Origin of the sequence: Streptomyces sp. NPDC050439 (genome assembly GCF_040655335.1) — a bacterium.
Taxonomy (GTDB): domain Bacteria; phylum Actinomycetota; class Actinomycetes; order Streptomycetales; family Streptomycetaceae; genus Streptomyces.
Window position 1 is genome coordinate 366,658 of the sequence record NZ_JBFAJT010000006.1, and the last position, 16,945, is coordinate 383,602.

General features: G+C 69.4%; 16 protein-coding genes. 10 read left to right on the forward strand and 6 right to left on the reverse strand.

Annotation, left to right across the window (positions count from 1 at the left end; translation table 11 throughout):
• Positions 1-17 precede the first annotated feature (17 nt).
• From AB0I66_RS26210 to AB0I66_RS26220, 3 genes are all read left to right on the forward strand, one after another.
• Positions 18-995: an NAD(P)H-quinone oxidoreductase gene (locus AB0I66_RS26210; RefSeq protein WP_363210380.1), complete on the forward strand. Its 978-nt coding sequence runs from the start codon at positions 18-20 to the stop codon at positions 993-995.
• 131 nt (positions 996-1,126) lie between these two features.
• A complete protein-coding gene (locus AB0I66_RS26215) occupies positions 1,127-1,519 on the forward strand; it encodes a hypothetical protein (RefSeq protein ID WP_363210381.1) in 393 nt (130 codons plus the stop codon).
• Positions 1,520-1,619: 100 nt separating this feature from the next.
• Complete coding sequence (locus tag AB0I66_RS26220) at positions 1,620-2,162, forward strand: bacterial proteasome activator family protein (protein ID WP_361829027.1); 543 nt, start codon at positions 1,620-1,622, stop codon at positions 2,160-2,162.
• 99 nt (positions 2,163-2,261) lie between these two features.
• Here the strand turns inward: AB0I66_RS26220 and AB0I66_RS26225 are convergent, their stop codons facing one another.
• On the reverse strand, positions 2,262-3,914 hold the full coding sequence (locus tag AB0I66_RS26225; RefSeq protein ID WP_363210382.1) for a protein kinase: 1,653 nt from the start codon (positions 3,912-3,914) through the stop codon (positions 2,262-2,264).
• Positions 3,915-4,209: 295 nt separating this feature from the next.
• Between AB0I66_RS26225 and AB0I66_RS26230 the strand changes: the two genes are divergently transcribed.
• Positions 4,210-5,790, forward strand: coding sequence for a protein kinase (locus tag AB0I66_RS26230; RefSeq protein WP_363210383.1), 1,581 nt, complete (start codon positions 4,210-4,212; stop codon positions 5,788-5,790).
• Positions 5,791-5,915: 125 nt separating this feature from the next.
• Here the strand turns inward: AB0I66_RS26230 and AB0I66_RS26235 are convergent, their stop codons facing one another.
• Both AB0I66_RS26235 and AB0I66_RS26240 read right to left on the reverse strand, forming a co-directional pair.
• Positions 5,916-6,374, reverse strand: a complete 459-nt coding sequence (locus AB0I66_RS26235; protein ID WP_363210384.1) for a pyridoxamine 5'-phosphate oxidase family protein — start codon at positions 6,372-6,374, stop codon at positions 5,916-5,918.
• A gap of 150 nt (positions 6,375-6,524) precedes the next feature.
• Positions 6,525-7,187 carry a response regulator transcription factor gene (locus tag AB0I66_RS26240; protein WP_160506163.1) on the reverse strand — a complete coding sequence of 221 codons (663 nt, stop codon included), beginning with the start codon at positions 7,185-7,187 and terminating at the stop codon, positions 6,525-6,527.
• A 381-nt stretch (positions 7,188-7,568) separates the two neighbouring features.
• On the opposite strand from AB0I66_RS26240, the gene pdhA reads away from it, so the two are divergent.
• From pdhA to AB0I66_RS26255, 3 genes are read left to right on the forward strand one after another with little or no spacing between them, the layout of a single operon-like run.
• Positions 7,569-8,765: a pyruvate dehydrogenase (acetyl-transferring) E1 component subunit alpha gene (gene pdhA, locus AB0I66_RS26245; RefSeq protein WP_363210385.1), complete on the forward strand. Its 1,197-nt coding sequence runs from the start codon at positions 7,569-7,571 to the stop codon at positions 8,763-8,765.
• 2 nt (positions 8,766-8,767) lie between these two features.
• A complete protein-coding gene (locus AB0I66_RS26250; RefSeq protein ID WP_363210673.1) occupies positions 8,768-9,748 on the forward strand; it encodes an alpha-ketoacid dehydrogenase subunit beta in 981 nt (326 codons plus the stop codon).
• Between the two features lie 11 nt (positions 9,749-9,759).
• The gene (locus AB0I66_RS26255; RefSeq protein WP_363210386.1) at positions 9,760-11,259 is read left to right on the forward strand and encodes a dihydrolipoamide acetyltransferase family protein; all 1,500 of its coding nucleotides are present in this window, start codon (positions 9,760-9,762) and stop codon (positions 11,257-11,259) included.
• A 108-nt stretch (positions 11,260-11,367) separates the two neighbouring features.
• Here AB0I66_RS26255 and AB0I66_RS26260 read toward each other — a convergent pair whose 3' ends face one another.
• Positions 11,368-12,258, reverse strand: coding sequence for a D-alanyl-D-alanine carboxypeptidase (locus tag AB0I66_RS26260; protein ID WP_363210387.1), 891 nt, complete (start codon positions 12,256-12,258; stop codon positions 11,368-11,370).
• 176 nt (positions 12,259-12,434) lie between these two features.
• Between AB0I66_RS26260 and AB0I66_RS26265 the strand changes: the two genes are divergently transcribed.
• Complete coding sequence (locus AB0I66_RS26265) at positions 12,435-13,139, forward strand: GntR family transcriptional regulator (protein ID WP_363210388.1); 705 nt, start codon at positions 12,435-12,437, stop codon at positions 13,137-13,139.
• 139 nt (positions 13,140-13,278) lie between these two features.
• Entirely contained in the window at positions 13,279-14,586 is a 1,308-nt protein-coding gene (locus tag AB0I66_RS26270) for an MFS transporter (protein WP_363210389.1), read from the forward strand.
• 42 nt (positions 14,587-14,628) lie between these two features.
• On the opposite strand, the gene AB0I66_RS26275 is transcribed toward AB0I66_RS26270, so the two are convergent.
• Positions 14,629-15,453 carry a maleylpyruvate isomerase family mycothiol-dependent enzyme gene (locus tag AB0I66_RS26275; protein ID WP_363210390.1) on the reverse strand — a complete coding sequence of 275 codons (825 nt, stop codon included), beginning with the start codon at positions 15,451-15,453 and terminating at the stop codon, positions 14,629-14,631.
• A 136-nt stretch (positions 15,454-15,589) separates the two neighbouring features.
• Here AB0I66_RS26275 and AB0I66_RS26280 point away from each other — a divergent pair, with 136 nt between their 5' ends.
• Positions 15,590-16,393, forward strand: a complete 804-nt coding sequence (locus tag AB0I66_RS26280) for a carbon-nitrogen family hydrolase (RefSeq protein ID WP_363210391.1) — start codon at positions 15,590-15,592, stop codon at positions 16,391-16,393.
• A 34-nt stretch (positions 16,394-16,427) separates the two neighbouring features.
• Here the strand turns inward: AB0I66_RS26280 and AB0I66_RS26285 are convergent, their stop codons facing one another.
• Positions 16,428-16,925, reverse strand: coding sequence for an LURP-one-related family protein (locus AB0I66_RS26285; RefSeq protein ID WP_363210392.1), 498 nt, complete (start codon positions 16,923-16,925; stop codon positions 16,428-16,430).
• Positions 16,926-16,945: the final 20 nt, after the last annotated feature.

A 16,945-nucleotide genomic window follows, 5' to 3' on the forward strand; every position in this document is an offset into this window, starting at 1 on the left:
AGAGTAGCCTCGCCCGCATGCATGCGATCACGATCCCCGAAGCCGGCGGACCCGAAGCGCTCGTGTGGGCCGAGGTCCCCGATCCCGTACCCGGCGAGGGCGAGGTGCTGGTCGACGTCGTGGCCAGCGCCGTGAACCGCGCCGACCTGCTCCAGCGCCAGGGCTTCTACAACCCGCCACCCGGATCGTCGCCCTATCCGGGGCTCGAGTGCGCGGGCCGTGTCACCGACATCGGCCCGGGCGTCTCCGGCTGGAAGATCGGCGACGAGGTGTGCGCGCTGCTCGCCGGCGGCGGCTACGCCGAGCAGGTCGTCGTCCCCGCGGGCCAGCTGCTGCCCGTGCCCGACGGCGTCGACCTCGTCACGGCGGCCGCGCTGCCCGAGGTGACCTCGACCGTCTGGTCCAATGTCTTCATGATCTCCCACCTGCGCCCCGGCGAGACGTTCCTCGTGCACGGCGGCTCCAGCGGTATCGGCACCATGGCGATCCAGCTGGCGAAGGCCGTCGGTGCCAAGGTGGCGGTCACGGCGGGCACCAAGGAGAAGCTCGACTTCTGTGCGGAGCTCGGCGCCGACATCCTCATCAACTACCGCGAGCAGGACTTCGTCGAGGAGATCAAGAACGCCACGGACGGCGCGGGCGCGGACGTCATCCTCGACAACATGGGCGCCAAGTACCTGGACCGGAACGTGCAGGCCCTCGCCACCAACGGCCGCCTCGCGATCATCGGCATGCAGGGCGGCGTCAAGGGCGAGCTGAACATCGCCGCGCTCCTCAACAAGCGCGCCGCCGTCACCGCGACATCGCTGCGGGGCCGCCCCGCGGAGGAGAAGGCGTCGATCGTCGCCGCCGTACGCGAGCATGTATGGCCGCTGATCGCCACCGGTCACGTACGCCCGATCGTCGACCAGACCGTGCCGATGAGCGACGCGGCGACCGCCCACCGCGTCCTGGAGGAGAGCAACCACATCGGGAAGGTGCTGCTCGTGCGCTAGGCGCGCCGCGGGACGACCGGGGTGACCGGTACGACCGGTGAGCACTCGAGATGCCGGACAAGCGTCACCGTGTGACGCTTGCTCCAGTTTCAGTGATCTCTCCGACCCGGAAACGGGAGGGAGCCGGCGCGGTGACCCCATGGCTTCGCCCCTTGTTGATCCTGACGGTGCTGATGGCCGTCTCCCCTGTCTCCCTCTCGTACGCGGTCGAGCCCTCTCCCGGCGAGACCCGCGCCGGCAGCGTCTTCGGCGAGGGCCGTGCCAGGCCCGGCCGGGACGAACCCCCGCCGTCGGCCGCGGCGTCCGAGCCGCCCCGCAGGCCGCCGCGGCAGACCCCCGCGCCCGCCGTCACCCCGGCCCCCGAGGTGTGGCCGCGGGGCCGGGCGACCACCGCGTCCGACGTCACCCGGCGGACGGCCGCCGAACCCGTCGTACCCACCCTTCGCGTCCTGCCGCTCGGCAGCGGCCTGGTCCTCATCGGCCTCGGCCTCGCGTTCTTCGCCGTACGACTGCGCCGCGGCTGACACGGTCGGGCTGACACGGACGGACCCTTCGTACACGGTGGATCAGTGGCAAATGGGGGCACCACCGATGTGTGATGTACGGGTGCGAGAGAATGGCGGCATGGAGATGCCGAGGAACGAAAGGTCGCCCGAGAGCCCGCAGGTCCTGGTCGTGGGCCAGGACGGAATGGCACTCGGCGGCGGCGGAGACGACGAATCCCGCGAGGTCCCGGTGACGGACATGGTCGAACAGCCGGCGAAGGTCATGCGCATCGGCAGCATGATCAAGCAGTTGCTCGAGGAGGTGCGGGCGGCACCTCTCGACGAGGCGAGCCGCGTGCGCCTCAAGGAGATCCACGCCAGTTCGGTCAAGGAGCTCGAGGACGGTCTCGCCCCCGAGCTCGTCGAGGAACTGGAGCGGCTCTCTCTCCCCTTCACCGACGAGGGAGTACCCAGCGACGCCGAACTGCGCATCGCGCAGGCTCAGCTGGTGGGCTGGCTCGAGGGGCTCTTCCACGGGATCCAGACGGCCCTCTTCGCGCAGCAGATGGCGGCGCGGGCGCAGCTCGAATCGATGCGGCGCGCGTTGCCGCCCGGTGTGGGCGGCGGCGAGGAGGAAGAGGACGGCGGCATCGCGGGACGGACCGGAGGGCCTTACCTCTAGGCGGTGGCAGCACAGGACCACGTGAGGGGCCCGGTCACTTTGGTGACCGGGCCCCTCACGTCGAGTGCCGCTGAAAGCAGCTGGGTTTGCCGCTGAAGATCAGGCCGGGTTGCCCGTGGAGATGGTGAACTCGATGTCCACGTCGTCCGGGTCGACGTCGGAGCCTTCCTTGGGGGACTGCTGCATGACCATGTCCTCCCCGTAGGTGTTCTCGTCGATCGTGCGCTTGTCGTACTGCCAGCCGGCCGCCTGCAGGCACTTCTGCACCGAGCGCCAGTCCTTGAACGTGAAGTCAGGGACCTTGATCTTGTTCTCGTCGTTGTACGCCGTGTCGGGTTCGAGGCACTCTTCGGTCTCGATCGTCTGCGACCGGTCCGGCCCTCGGTGCCCCGCGACCGGCGCGGCCGACTCCTTGTCCTTGTCGCCCTTGCCGTCGTCGTCGCCACCGCTCATCGACATCGCCGTGACCAGACCGCCGATGGCGAGCAGCGCGACGACGATCGATCCGACGATCACCGGCATGTTCCGCTTGCCGCCGCCCGAGCCGGAGCCGCCGCCCTGCACCGAGGTCTGCGACTGCTGCGGCGAGAGCGTGTACGGAGGCGGGGTCTGCGAGGCCTGCGGGGCGTACGCGTTGGTGGGCGCCGGGGTCGGGTAACCGCCCTGCTGCGGGTAGCCGTAGCCCGGGGTGACGGGGCCGGGGGCCGGGGTGGGCGGGCCGTACGGACCCGACTGGTGGCCCGTTTGGTACGGCGTCTGGACGCCGCCCTGCTGCGGGAGCGAGGAGTCGACCGGCGGGAAGACCGCGGCGCCGACGCCCGCGCCGCTCGCTGTCTGGGCGCCCGGCACGATGCTCGGCGCGGCCGCCTGGAGGGACTGGGCGACGCGCAGGCATTCGTCGCGCATCGCCTCGGCGGTCGGGAAGCGCTCGTTCGGGTTCTTCTTCAGCGCGCGGGCGACGATCGCGTCCACCGCGGGCGGCAGCGAGCGGTTGATCGAGGACGGAGCGACCGGCTCCTCCTGGACGTGCGCATACGCGATGGCCAGCGGCGAGTCCGCCTCGAAGGGCAGCCGTCCGGTCGTCAGCTGGAACAGCATGATGCCGACGGAGTAGAGGTCGGACCGGGCGTCCACGCCGCGGCCGAGCGCCTGCTCCGGGGAGAGGTACTGGGGGGTGCCGACGACCATGCCGGTCTGCGTCATGGAGGTGACGCCGGACTGCATGGCGCGGGCGATGCCGAAGTCCATGACCTTGACGACGTTGCGCTTCGTCATCATCACGTTGCCGGGCTTGATGTCGCGGTGGACCAGGCCCATCTCGTGGCTGATCTCGAGAGCGGCGAGCACATCGGCGGTGATCTTCAGCGCCTGGTCGGTCGGCATCGCGCCGAACTGGGTGACGGACGCGTCGAGCACGGAGCCGAGCGGCTTGCCCTCCACGTACTCCATGACGATGTACGGCATCGTCGCGCCGTCAAGATCGTCCTCGCCGGTGTCGAAGACCGAGACGATGTTCGTGTGCGTGAGCTTGGCCACCGACTGGGCCTCGCGGCGGAAGCGCTCGCGGAAGGACTGCTCGCGGCCGAGCTCGGTGTGAAGCGTCTTGATCGCGACTTGACGGTCGAGCACGGAGTCGTACGCCAGGTGAACGGAGGCCATGCCGCCTTCACCGAGAAGATCGCGCAGCTGGTACCGGCCACCGGCCAGCGAGCGCCCCGCATACCGTCCCTGTGCGCCGTCCTGGCTGCTCATGTCGTGCGTCCCCCATCGGCGCGGTGTGCCGGACGGCTCCGCGATCGGTGATCGATTCCCGCTATTCCTGGCCAAGTCTGCCCGAGGGCACCGACACGTCAAGCTCGATGCCCGTTCCGTGACCGTACGCGCAAGAAGCGTCTCGGAAGCGTTACAAGTTTGCGCGCGGGGGCACTCGGCGGGTTTGATGTCCGGTCCACCTCGAACCGCCGTGCCGCCCGAAGGCTGTAGCGTGGCCCGGCGGGGTTCCCCCGGTACCACCGAGCACCACGACCAGAAACGACGGCGAGGACTGATGGCACAGACGCAGCGCGCTCAGGGCCCGTCCGACCCCGAGGCGACTGGCGGCGGTATGTCAGATGCGCCGGAGTTGTGGGGCAACGGCGGGCTTGTAGGGGATGGCCGGTATCGGCTCACCCACAGACTCGGCCGGGGCGGCATGGCCGAGGTGTTCGCGGCCGAGGACGTCCGGCTCGGTCGTACGGTCGCGGTCAAGCTGCTCCGCTCCGACCTCGCCGAGGACCCGGTCTCCAAGGCCCGCTTCACGCGCGAGGCCCAGTCGGTGGCGGGGCTCAACCACCACGCGGTGGTGGCGGTCTACGACTCCGGCGAGGACGTCGTCGGGCCGAGTGTCGTCCCGTACATCGTCATGGAGATCGTCGAGGGCCGGACGATCCGCGATCTGCTGCTCAACGCGGAGGCGCCGGGTCCCGAGCAGGCCCTGATCATCGTCTCCGGGGTGCTCGAGGCGCTGGCGTACTCGCACCAGCACGGCATCGTGCACCGCGACATCAAGCCCGCGAACGTGATCATCACCAACACCGGCGCGGTCAAGGTGATGGACTTCGGCATCGCCCGTGCGCTGCACGGCGCCCAGTCGACGATGACCCAGACCGGCATGGTCATGGGCACGCCCCAGTACCTCTCCCCGGAGCAGGCGCTCGGCAAGGCCGTCGACCACCGTTCCGACCTGTACGCGACCGGCTGTCTGCTCTACGAACTCCTCGCGCTGCGGCCCCCGTTCACCGGTGAGACGCCGCTCTCCGTCGTGTACCAGCACGTCCAGGACATCCCGGTCCCGCCGTCCGAGACCTCGGACGCGGCGCCGCCGGAGCTCGACGGCCTCGTGATGCGTTCGCTCGCCAAGGACCCGGACGACCGGTTCCAGACGGCCGAGGAGATGCGCGGCCTGGTCCAGTACGGGCTCCAGATGCTGCACGAGCAGGGCAGCCACACCGGGACCTGGAACACCGGCCCCGTCGATGTCGCGGGCATGCACGAGGGCGGCAGCACCCCGGCGATGGGCGTCGCGGGCGCCGCGGCGATGCAGCACCCGGGCGACTCCGGCACCGCGCAGATCCCGGGCGCCATGCTGCGTCCCCCGGGCGGCGACGACGGCGGCTTCGAGGGCGGTCAGCGCGACGGCAAGGGCGGCGGCCGGGGCAAGGTGTGGATCCTCGTCGTGCTCGCGATCATCGCGATCGCCGTGGGTGTCGCGTTCGCGCTGTCGGCGGCCGACAACAAGACGAAGGACAAGGACACCCCGACCAAGGAGCCGACGAAGCAGTCGGAGACGAAGAAGCCGAGCAAGAGCGCGGACGAGGAGACCTCGGACGAGACCGCGACGCCCGGCGACGGGTCCGGCGGCCAGGGCGACTGGACGCCGGAGCAGCCGAACACCACCGGCCCGACGACTCCCACGACGCCCACCGAGAGCCAGCCGACGGACGAGCCGACGGAGCCGACGGACGAGCCCACCGAGCCGACGGACGACCCGACGACGCCGACCGGGGAGCCCAGCGACCCGGACACCGAGGACCCGCCGGTGACGAACGGCGGCACGGAGGGCGGCGACCCCGCCGGCGCCGAAGGCTGAGCCGAGCCGCACGGCCCGTAGACGAGACGCACGCGCGCGTGGAGCCCCGAAAGGGCGCCACGCGCGCGTGCTCGTTTTTTTGAGGCTCTACCCGCTTTTGCAGGCGCTACCTGTTTTTGCAGGCGCTACCTGGCGGGTGCGCTCGTCGAGAAGCTGCGCCGGGGCTCCTGCCGCCGGCCGCCGTGCAGGGTGTGCACCGTGGCCAGCTGCGGCTCGACGCGCATGTAGACCGGGTCGTAGAGCTCGCCGTCCACGTAGTGCGGGCCCGGGCCGAAGAGCTCCAGCTCGGCGGTGGTCGGCTCGATGGCCTCGCACAGGCCGACGAACTGGACGGTCCACTGTCCGGTGCGCGCGGTCTCGGCGCTGAGGTTGTCCGCCCCGTAGGCGATGACGCTGCCGATGCAGGCCTCGTGGTACCCGTACCCCTTGTGCATCCGCAGCAGAATCCGCCCGTCCACGACGACGTGACGGGCCGCGGCGAGGAAGGGCAGCGCGCGCATGCTGGTCGCGACCCGGCCGTAGTCGGTGCGGCCGAGCAGTTCGAAGGCGAGCCGTTCGTCCTGTTCCTGAGCGTCGGAGGGCATGCGTCCACCCTCTGGCACCGGCGGGGGGCCGGGGAAGGGGATCCCGCCCCTAGGCGACGGGGACGTAAGTCCCGAATGCGGTCACGGAAGGGTCACGCAATGTGACCGGTGACATCGGGGCGGCTGTTCCGCCCGCGAACGGTGCTGCATTCAGTGCTGCTGTTCCGCCTGCATACGGGCCACATACGCGGCTGCCTGGGAGCGACGCTCCATGCCGAGCTTCGAGAGCAGGCTGGAGACGTAATTCTTGATCGTCTTTTCGGCGAGGTGCAGCCGTTCGCCGATCACCCGGTTGGTCAGACCCTCGCCGATCAGGTCCAGGATCTTGCGCTCCTGGTCCGTGAGGTTCGACAGGCGGTCGTCGCCCTTGGGGGTGTTTCCGTCGCGCAGCCGCTCCAGGACGCGGGCCGTGGCGACGGGGTCGAGCAGGGACTTTCCGGCTGCCACATCACGTACGGCGGAGAGGAGTTCATTGCCGCGAATGGCCTTCAGGACATAGCCGGAAGCGCCCGCCATGATCGCGTCGAAGAGAGCCTCGTCGTCCGCGAACGAGGTGAGCATCAGGCATTTGATGTCCTCGTTCTGGGAACGGATCTCGCGGCATACCTCCACGCCGCTGCCGTCCGGGAGACGCACGTCGAGAACGGCCACGTCCGGCCGTGTCGCCGGGATCCTGACCAGGGCGTCCGCCGCTGTTCCGGCCTCTCCGACCACTTCGATGTCGGATTCCACGGAGAGCAGCTCATGGACTCCTCGCCGCACCACTTCATGGTCGTCGAGGAGAAATACCGTAATTTTTCCGTCTTCGCGCACGGAGTCAGTCTCACACACGATCTCTCCCGCTGCCTGAGCTGAACCCTTCCCGTGCGTGGGGTGGCCGGGATAACGTGCCGGTGTTCCGGCCCCCTGCCAGGCTGTGATCAGTGCTGTGACCAGGAACTGTTCCCGACTTTCTGGATTTACTCGGTAATCCAAGCAGTCAGATACTTGGAAATCCAAGCAAATTCGCAGGTCAGATGGGGTTTCACAGAAATGGGAAGCACTGGGTAACGTGCATTGTGCAGGGCGCTCGCCGGGGCACCTGTCACGCCTGTTCCCGGCCGAGTCGCACCCACCCCGTGCGCGGGCACGGATCAGGCGAGCCGCACTGGCTTACCCGGTAATCCCGGGGGCCGGACCGACGGAGGAGCACACGTGACCGTGGAGAGCACCGCCGCGCGCACACCGCGCCGCAGCACGACCAGCGGCGGGAAGCGCGCCAGCGCCAAGAAGGCCGCGCCGAAGAAGAGCACGGGGAGCGCGGGGAGCACGGAACCCCAGCTGATTCAGCTGCTGACCCCTGAGGGCAAGCGGGTCAAGAATTCCGAGTACGACGCCTACGTCGCGGACATCACCGCCGACGAGCTGCGCGCCCTGTACCGCGACATGGTCCTCACCCGCCGCTTCGACGCCGAGGCCACCTCCCTGCAGCGCCAGGGCGAGCTGGGCCTGTGGGCGTCGCTGCTCGGCCAGGAAGCCGCCCAGATCGGCTCCGGCCGGGCCACCCGCGACGACGACTACGTCTTCCCCACCTACCGCGAGCACGGTGTCGCGTGGTGCCGCGGGGTGGACCCGACGAACCTGCTCGGCATGTTCCGCGGCGTCAACAACGGCGGCTGGGACCCGAACACCAACAACTTCCACCTCTACACGATCGTCATCGGCTCGCAGACCCTGCACGCCACCGGCTACGCGATGGGCGTGGCCAAGGACGGCGCGGACTCGGCCGTGATCGCGTACTTCGGGGACGGCGCCTCCAGCCAGGGCGACGTCGCCGAGGCGTTCACCTTCTCCGCGGTCTACAACGCGCCCGTGGTGTTCTTCTGCCAGAACAACCAGTGGGCGATCTCCGAGCCCACCGAGAAGCAGACCCGGGTGCCGCTCTACCAGCGCGCGCAGGGCTTCGGCTTCCCTGGTGTGCGGGTCGACGGCAACGACGTGCTCGCCGTGCTCGCCGTCACCAAGTGGGCCCTGGAGAGGGCGCGTACGGGCGAGGGTCCGGCGCTCATCGAGGCGTTCACCTACCGCATGGGCGCGCACACCACGTCCGACGACCCGACCAAGTACCGCAACGACGACGAGCGTGAGGCCTGGGAGGCCAAGGACCCGATCCTGCGCCTGCGGACCTATCTCGAGGCCGAGGGTCACGCTGATGAGGGATTTTTCGCGGAACTCGAGGCGGAGAGCGAAGCGTTGGGAAAGCGAGTGCGAGAGGTGGTGCGGGCGATGCCGGATCCGGATCTGATGGCGATCTTCGAGAACGCGTATGCGGACGGGCATGCGCTGGTCGACGAGGAGCGCGCGCAGTTCGCCGCCTACCAGGCGTCCTTCGCCGAAGAGGGCGGTAAGTGACCATGGGCGTACAGAAGCTTCCCCTTGCCAAGGCGATCAACGAATCGCTGCGTACGGCGCTCGACACCGACCCCAAGGTCCTCATCATGGGCGAGGACGTCGGCAAGCTCGGCGGCGTCTTCCGTGTCACGGACGGGCTGCAGAAGGACTTCGGCGAGGACCGTGTCATCGACACCCCGCTCGCCGAGTCGGGCATCGTCGGCACGGCCATCGGCCTGGCCCTGCGGGGCTACCGCCCGGTGGTGGAGATCCAGTTCGACGGCTTCGTCTTCCCGGCGTACGACCAGATCGTCACGCAGCTCGCGAAGATGCACGCTCGCGCGCTCGGCAAGATCAAGATGCCGGTCGTCATCCGCATTCCGTACGGCGGCGGCATCGGCGCCGTCGAGCACCACAGCGAGTCGCCCGAGGCGCTGTTCGCGCACGTGGCGGGCCTCAAGGTCGTCTCGCCGTCGAACTCGTCCGACGCCTACTGGATGATGCAGCAGGCCATCCAGAGCGACGACCCGGTGATCTTCTTCGAGCCGAAGCGGCGTTACTGGGACAAGGGCGAGGTCGACACGGACGCCATCCCGGCGCCGCTGCACAAGGCCCGGGTCGCCCGCGAGGGCACGGACCTGACGCTCGTCGCGTACGGCCCGATGGTGAAGGTCTGTCTGGAGGCAGCGGCGGCCGCCGCCGAAGAGGGCAAGTCCCTCGAGGTCGTGGACCTGCGCTCCATGTCGCCGATGGACTTCGACGCGGTGCAGGCCTCGGTCGAGAAGACGCGGCGGCTCGTCGTGGTCCACGAGGCCCCCGTCTTCCTGGGTGCGGGCGCGGAGATCGCGGCGCGCATCACCGAGCGGTGCTTCTACCACCTCGAGGCTCCCGTGCTGCGGGTCGGCGGCTTCCACGCGCCGTATCCGCCGGCGCGGTTGGAAGAGGAGTACCTGCCGGGCCTCGACCGGGTGCTCGACACTGTCGACCGCTCGCTGGCGTACTGAGGGAGAGGGTCGTGACGACGATGACAAGTGCCGCGCTCGCCGAGTTCAAGATGCCCGACGTGGGCGAAGGGCTCACCGAGGCAGAGATCCTCAAGTGGTTCGTCGCTCCCGGTGACACGGTCACCGACGGGCAGGTGGTGTGCGAGGTCGAGACGGCCAAGGCCGCCGTCGAACTCCCCATCCCGTTCAACGGTGTGGTGAGCGAACTGCGCTTTCCCGAGGGCACCACGGTCGATGTCGGCCAGGTGATCATCTCGGTGGACGTGTCCGGCGGAGGCGCCGGAAGCGCACCCGCTGAGGCCCTCGCCGCGCCCGCTGAGGCCGCAGCCCCGGCTCAGGAAGCTCCCGCCGGGGAAGCCCCCGCCGCGGAAGCTCCTGCCGAGGAGGCCGCTCCCGAGGGCCGGCAGCCTGTGCTCGTGGGTTACGGGGTCGCCGAGTCCTCGACGAAGCGCCGGGCGCGCAAGGCCGCTTCGGAGCAGGCGGAGGCCGCGGGGACGTACTACGCGGCAGCGGTCCAGGCCGAGCTGAACGGCTCCGGTGCGGCAGCCGCCGCAGCGCCCGCCGCCCCCGCGGGCAGCAGGCCGCTGGCGAAGCCGCCGGTGCGCAAGCTCGCCAAGGACCTGGGAGTTGACCTCACGGCCATCGTCCCGTCGGGCCCCGACGGGATCATCACGCGCGAGGACGTGCACGCTGCGGTGGCCCCGGCCTCCGCCCCGGCCACCGCCTCCGCCCAGGCGCCCGCGCCGGAGCAGGCGCCTGCCGAGACCTCCGCTCCCGCCGCCGAAGTCGCGGCCACGGCCGGTGCGGGTGCCCGCGAGACCCGTATCCCCGTCAAGGGCGTGCGCAAGGCCATCGCCCAGGCCATGGTCGGCTCGGCCTTCACGGCACCGCACGTCACGGAGTTCGTGACGGTGGACGTGACGCGGACGATGAAGCTGGTCGAGGAGTTGAAGCAGGACAAGGCGTTCGCGGGCCTGCGCGTGAACCCGCTCCTGCTCATCTCCAAGGCGCTGCTCGTGGCGATCCGGCGCAACCCGGACGTCAACGCGGCCTGGGACGAGGCGAACCAGGAGATCGTCCAGAAGCACTATGTGAATCTGGGCATCGCCGCGGCCACCCCGCGCGGCCTGATCGTGCCGAACATCAAGGACGCGCAGGCCAAGACGCTGCCCGAACTGGCTGAGTCCCTCGGCGAGTTGGTGTCCACGGCTCGCGAGGGCAAGACGTCGCCGGCCGCGATGCAGGGCGGCACGGTCACGATCACGAACGTCGGCGTCTTCGGCGTCGACACCGGCACGCCGATCCTGAACCCCGGCGAGTCCGCGATCCTCGCGGTCGGTTCGATCAAGCTCCAGCCCTGGGTCCACAAGGGCAAGGTCAAGCCGCGCCAGGTGACGACGCTCGCGCTCTCCTTCGACCACCGCCTGGTCGACGGCGAGCTCGGCTCCAAGGTGCTCGCCGATGTGGCGGCGATCCTGGAGCAGCCCAAGCGGCTCATGACCTGGGCGTAGACCCGGGAGTACGACAGCAGTACGTCAGCAGTACGTCAGCAAGTACGTCGAAGGGGGCCCGCCGCGTTGTGCGCGGCGGGCCCCCTTCGACGTGAGTCCGGCGAGAACCTACTTCTTGAAGCCGTAGTCCATCAGCTTCTTCGCGTCCTTCGTGCGGTTGGTCGACGAGGTCGAGGTGAGGACCGTGCCGATGACCGTCTTGCCGTTGCGCGTCGCGGCGAAGACCAGGCAGTACTTGGCCTGCGGGCCGGAGCCGGTCTTCACGCCGATCGCGCCGCTGTAGCTGCCGAGCAGGGTGTTCGTGTTCGACCACGACATGTAGCGGTAGCCGCCGCTCTTCGTGGTGACCTTCTGCTTCGTCGACTTCGTCTTCACGACCGTACGGAACGTGGAGCTCTTCATCGCGCTGCTGGCGAGCTTCGTCAGGTCGCGGGGCGTGGAGTAGTTGCTTCCGTTGCCGATGCCGTCGAACGAGTCGAAGTGCGTGTTCGTCATGCCGAGGCTCCTGGCCTGCGCGTTCATCTTGCCGATGAACGACTTCACGCGGGCGGAGCGGGTGGAGCCCTTGCCGAATTTGTCCGCGAGTGCGTACGCCGCGTCACAGCCGGACGGCAGCATCAGGCCGTAGAGGAGCTGGCGGACGGTGACCTTGTCGCCGACGATCAGCCGGGCGGACGAGGCGGTGTTCCTGACGATGTAGTCGCTGTAGGCCTTTTCGACCTTGACCTTGGAGTTGAGGTTCAGGTTCGTCTGCGAGAGCACCACCTTCGCCGTCATGATCTTGGTGGTCGAGCCCGTCGAACGGCGGGTGTCCGCGGCCTTGGTGAAGAGCGTCTTGCCCGTGCCGTTGTTCATGACGAAGCCGCCCTTGGCGGCGATCGACGGCTTGGGCAGTGCGGCCGCATGGGCCGGGGTCGTGAGGGCTCCGCCCGCGATGACCGCACCCGCGGTGACGATTACGGCCGATACGCGTCGAATGCCCTTAATGGGGGTGTTCAAGTTGAATGCTCCAAATGCCCCTGGAATGCGGCCACATGAGGGTGCCGCTCGATAGTGAGACACACGAGAGAGGCAAATGGATGCGCCTGAACGCCGTCAATTAAGGGTGATGTGGGTGATGTCCGGATCGTGGAATGGACGACCTCATGGGTACGTGTTGTATCTATGCTGTGCGCATGCCAGTCGCACCCGCCTCGTCCCCCTCCCGAGCCCCGCAGGCTCACGCCACGAAGACGCAGACCCTGAAGCAGCCGCCCGCGGCCGAGCGCGTGTACGCGCACGTCAAGCAGGGCGTGCTCGACCGCCGGTACGAGGGCGGCACGCTGCTCACCGAAGGTGAGCTCGCCGAGGCCGTCGGGGTGTCCCGCACCCCGGTGCGCGAGGCCCTCCTGAAGCTGGAGGTGGAGGGGCTCCTTCGGCTCTACCCGAAGAAGGGCGCGCTGGTCCTGCCGGTCTCCGTGCAGGAGATCGCCGATGTCGTCGAGACGCGGCTCCTGGTCGAGACGCACTCGGTGCGCAAGGCGGTGCCCGCGCCTTCGGCGTTGATCGCCCGCCTTGAGGAACTGCTGGCCCAGCAGCGGGAGCAGGCCGCCGCCGGGGATCTTTCCGCCGCCGCCGTCACCGACCGGTGCTTTCATGCCGAGATCGTGCGGAGCGGGGGGAACGAGATCCTCGCCCGGCTGTACGACCAGCTTCGTGACCGGCAGCTGCGGATGGGCGTCGCCGTGATGCACTCCCATCCCGACCGGATCGCCAAGACGCTCGCCGAGCACGAGGAGATTCTTGAGGCGTTGCGTTGCGGCGACGCGGACGGGGCGGTTGCCGTGGTCACCCGGCATGTCGGGTGGTTCCAGAATCTTGCTCGGGGTGAGGTTCGGTGACGGTGCGCTTTGACGGGTCGCCGTCCGTCGGTGGGGGTTCTTCTTTTGCCGCTTCGCGGCGTTTTTCCCGCCCACCCACCCGAAACTCCGCAGCACACCAGCCCCGTAGGAGCCCCTCGGCAGCCCGGAGGTTCTCCCGATGAGTGCGGCCTCCGCCCCCCTCTCCCTCCCCGGCGATCCCCCCGGCGGCAAGAAGGCCATGCTCGTCTGGGGGATCGGTGTCGCCGTCTACTTCGTCGCCGTCATCTTCCGGACCTCGCTCGGCGTCGCCGGGCTCGATGCCGCCGACCGGTTCCACGTCAACGCGTCCGCGCTCTCGACCTTCTCGATCCTTCAGCTGCTCGTCTACGCGGGCATGCAGATACCCGTCGGCCTGATGGTCGACCGGCTCGGCACCAAGCGCGTGCTGACCATCGGGGTCGTGCTGTTCACGCTCGGCCAGCTCGGCTTCGCCTTCTCCCCCTCGTACGGCATGGCGCTCGCGTCCCGCGCGCTGCTCGGCTGCGGTGACGCGCTGACCTTCATCAGCGTCCTGCGCCTGGGCACCCGCTGGTTCCCCGCCCGGCGCGGCCCGCTGGTCGCCCAGCTCGCCGGCCTGGTCGGCATGGCGGGCAACCTCGTCTCCACCCTCGTCCTCGCCCGGCTCCTGCACTCCGTCGGCTGGACCGCGGCCTTCGCGGGCAGCGCGCTCTGCGGAGTCGTCGTCCTCGTCCTGATGACGCTGTTCCTCAAGGACCACCCCGAGGGGCACGAGCCGGAGCCGGTGCGGCACACCGGCGGCGCCTTCGTGCGCAAGCAGATCGCCCTGAGCTGGCGCGAGCCCGGCACCCGGCTCGGCCTGTGGGTGCACTTCACCACGCAGTTCCCCGCGATGGTCTTCCTGCTCCTGTGGGGCCTGCCGTTCCTCGTCGAGGCGCAGGGGCTCACGCGCGGGACGGCCGGGGCGCTGCTCACCCTCGTCGTGCTGTCCAACATGGTGGTGGGTTTGGTCTACGGGCAGATCGTCGCCCGGCACCACGCGGCCCGCACCCCCCTGGCCATCGGCACCGTCGCGGCGACGGCGGCGATGTGGGCGGTCACCATCCACTACCCGGGCGACCACGCCCCGATGGGGCTGCTCATCGCGCTGTGCACGGTGCTCGGCGCCTGCGGCCCCGCATCCATGATCGGCTTCGACTTCGCGCGGCCCGCGAACCCGCCGGAGCGCCAGGGCACCGCCTCCGGCATCGTCAACATGGGCGGCTTCGTCGCCTCCATGACGACGCTCCTCGCCATCGGCGTGCTCCTGGACGCGACCGGCGACAACTACCGGATCGCCTTCTCGGCCGTCTTCGTCGTTGAGGCGGTGGGCCTCAGCCAGATCCTGCGGCTGCGGACGCGCGCGGTGCGCAGGGAGAAGGAGCGTCTGGTCGCCAGCCGCGTCGAGGCGGTCCATGTACCCGTCTGAGCCCATGTACCCGTCCGACCACTCAGGGGCGGCGGCAGATGCCTACGGTGTGACCGCGAACTCCCGCAGGATCGCCTCGCCCAGGCCGTGATCGCCCTCGACCTTGATCCGGTCGGCCACCGAGGCGTGCGTGACGCGGCCGCACGCCAGGCGGAAGTACGTCTCCCAGTCCAGGCTCAGCGTGGCGAGCGGGCCGAGCGAGGGGGCGCTGTCGACCGTGGCGTGGCCGTCGGCGTCGACGCGGACCGTGCGCAGGAACTCGACGGGGCCGCTCACGTCGAAGACGACCGCGGAGTTCGCCGGGGCCGCGGCCTTCTTGGCGACGACCTTGGGCAGCCCCTGCAACAGGAGGTCCCGCGCCACCAACGCCCCCTGGGAGTCCAGGTCGCCGGGCTTCTTCAGCGTCGTACGCAGATCCTGCTCGTGCACCCAGACGTCGAACGCCCGCATGCGCATGGCCAGTTCGAGGGTCTGCTCGGTGCCGAGCGGCCCACGGATCTTGTGGGAGGGGTCACGCGACTCGTTCCGCAGCTGCCGTGAGCGGCGGATGATCGTGTACTCCAGCTCGGAGGTCATCTCGGGCGCGGTGTGGTGGCGCCGGACGTCGACCTGCACCTCCATGTACCGCTGGCCCTCGGTCTTCACGTGGTAGAGGTCGCGGGGCAGGGTGTGGATGGGACGCGGGTCGCCCAGCATCTCGCAGTCCAGGCCTATGACGTGGGAGACGACATCCCGCACCGACCAGCCGGGGCAGGGCGTGGCCCAGTTCCACTCTCCCTCGGCGAGCGGTGACACCAGCTCGGATATGGCTGATACGGATTGGGTCCAGGCGTCGGCGTAGGTTTGCAGGCTGGGATGGAGACTCACGGGACCCCTCGACGGTCGTACGCGGGCGGTGGGTGTCTGGGACGCTAAGTTACGCTGCCCGCAGGCACCCCGGCAGTGCTTTCGTGTGACGATCGTAGGCCTGCATTGACGGCTCGAATGCCAGGACGGTGGTAGTGTGCGCGCCTCCCTCATCCAGATCGCCGTAGACGAGGGCGAATCGGTCAATTCCCGCCGCTCGCGGGTCTCTTCACTGGTGCGTGAGGTAGCCGGGCGTGAGCGGCCGGATCTCGTCGTTCTTCCCGAACTGTGGACCACGGGCGCTTTCGCGTACGAGTCGTTCGCGAGCGAGGCGGAGCCGCTGGAAGGGCCCACGTACGAAGCGATGGCCAAGACCGCTAGCGACGCGGGCGTCTGGCTGCACGCGGGGTCCATTCCGGAGCGGGACGCCTCGGGGGACCTCTACAACACCTCGCTCGTCTTCTCGCCCGAGGGCGAACTCGCCGCCTCGTACCGGAAGATCCACCGGTTCGGCTTCGACAAGGGCGAGGCCGTCCTGATGGGCGCGGGCGGCGAACTGGTCGCCGTGCGCACGTCCGAGACCACGATCGGGCTCGCCACCTGTTACGACCTGCGCTTCCCCGAGCTCTTCAGGGGGCTCGTCGACGCGGGCGCCGAGATGTTCGTCGTCCCCGCGGGCTGGCCCGCGCGGCGGCGTGAGCACTGGACGCTGCTCGCACGGGCGCGGGCGGTCGAGGACCAGGCGTTCGTCCTCGCGTGCGGAACGGGCGGCACGCACGCGGGAGTTCCGCAGGCCGGGCACAGCATCGTCGTCGACCCGTGGGGCGAGGTGCTCGCCGAGGCGGGGGACGGCGAGGAGATCCTCACCGTCGAGCTCGACCCGGCGAAGGTCGCGGCCACGCGCGAGCAGTTCCCCGCGCTGAAGGACCGGCTCCTCGGAATGGACGCCCCGCGGCGCTGAGGCCGCGTCAGGCCCGTTCGGTCGTCCGGCCCGCTCAGTCGTCGTCGCCCCTCTCCTTCTCGGCCAGGCGGATCACGCAGACCGCGACGGCAAGGAGGAGGGACGCGTCGGCGTCGTCCCGGACGATCTGCAGGCCGTACGTGTCGCGGACCCGGAACCAGCGCCGGGAGATGTCGGCCAGGAGTTCGCCGTCGTACTCGATGGCGAACTCGCGGTCCAGGATCTTGCCGCTCACGTCGAGCTCGGTGCCGTCGACCAGGTCCACGCGGTAGTGGTTGCGCAGGAGCGAGAGGCGTTTGCGCTTGACCGTGGCCAGCGGTTCGTCGCCCCTCTCGATCACCATGGTGTCGCGCAGCGACAGCATCTTGGCGTGGATGTCGATGAGGACGCGGCCCTCCATGTCCTTCAGCTCGAAGGTCTCGCGCAGGCGCATCGCCTTGCCGTCGACGAGGAAGACCTTCTGGCCCTGGTCGTCCTCGATCCAGTAGTCGTCACCGATGCCGAGCAGCCGGTCGCGTACGAGAAGTTTCATGCGGCGATGCCTACCCCGTG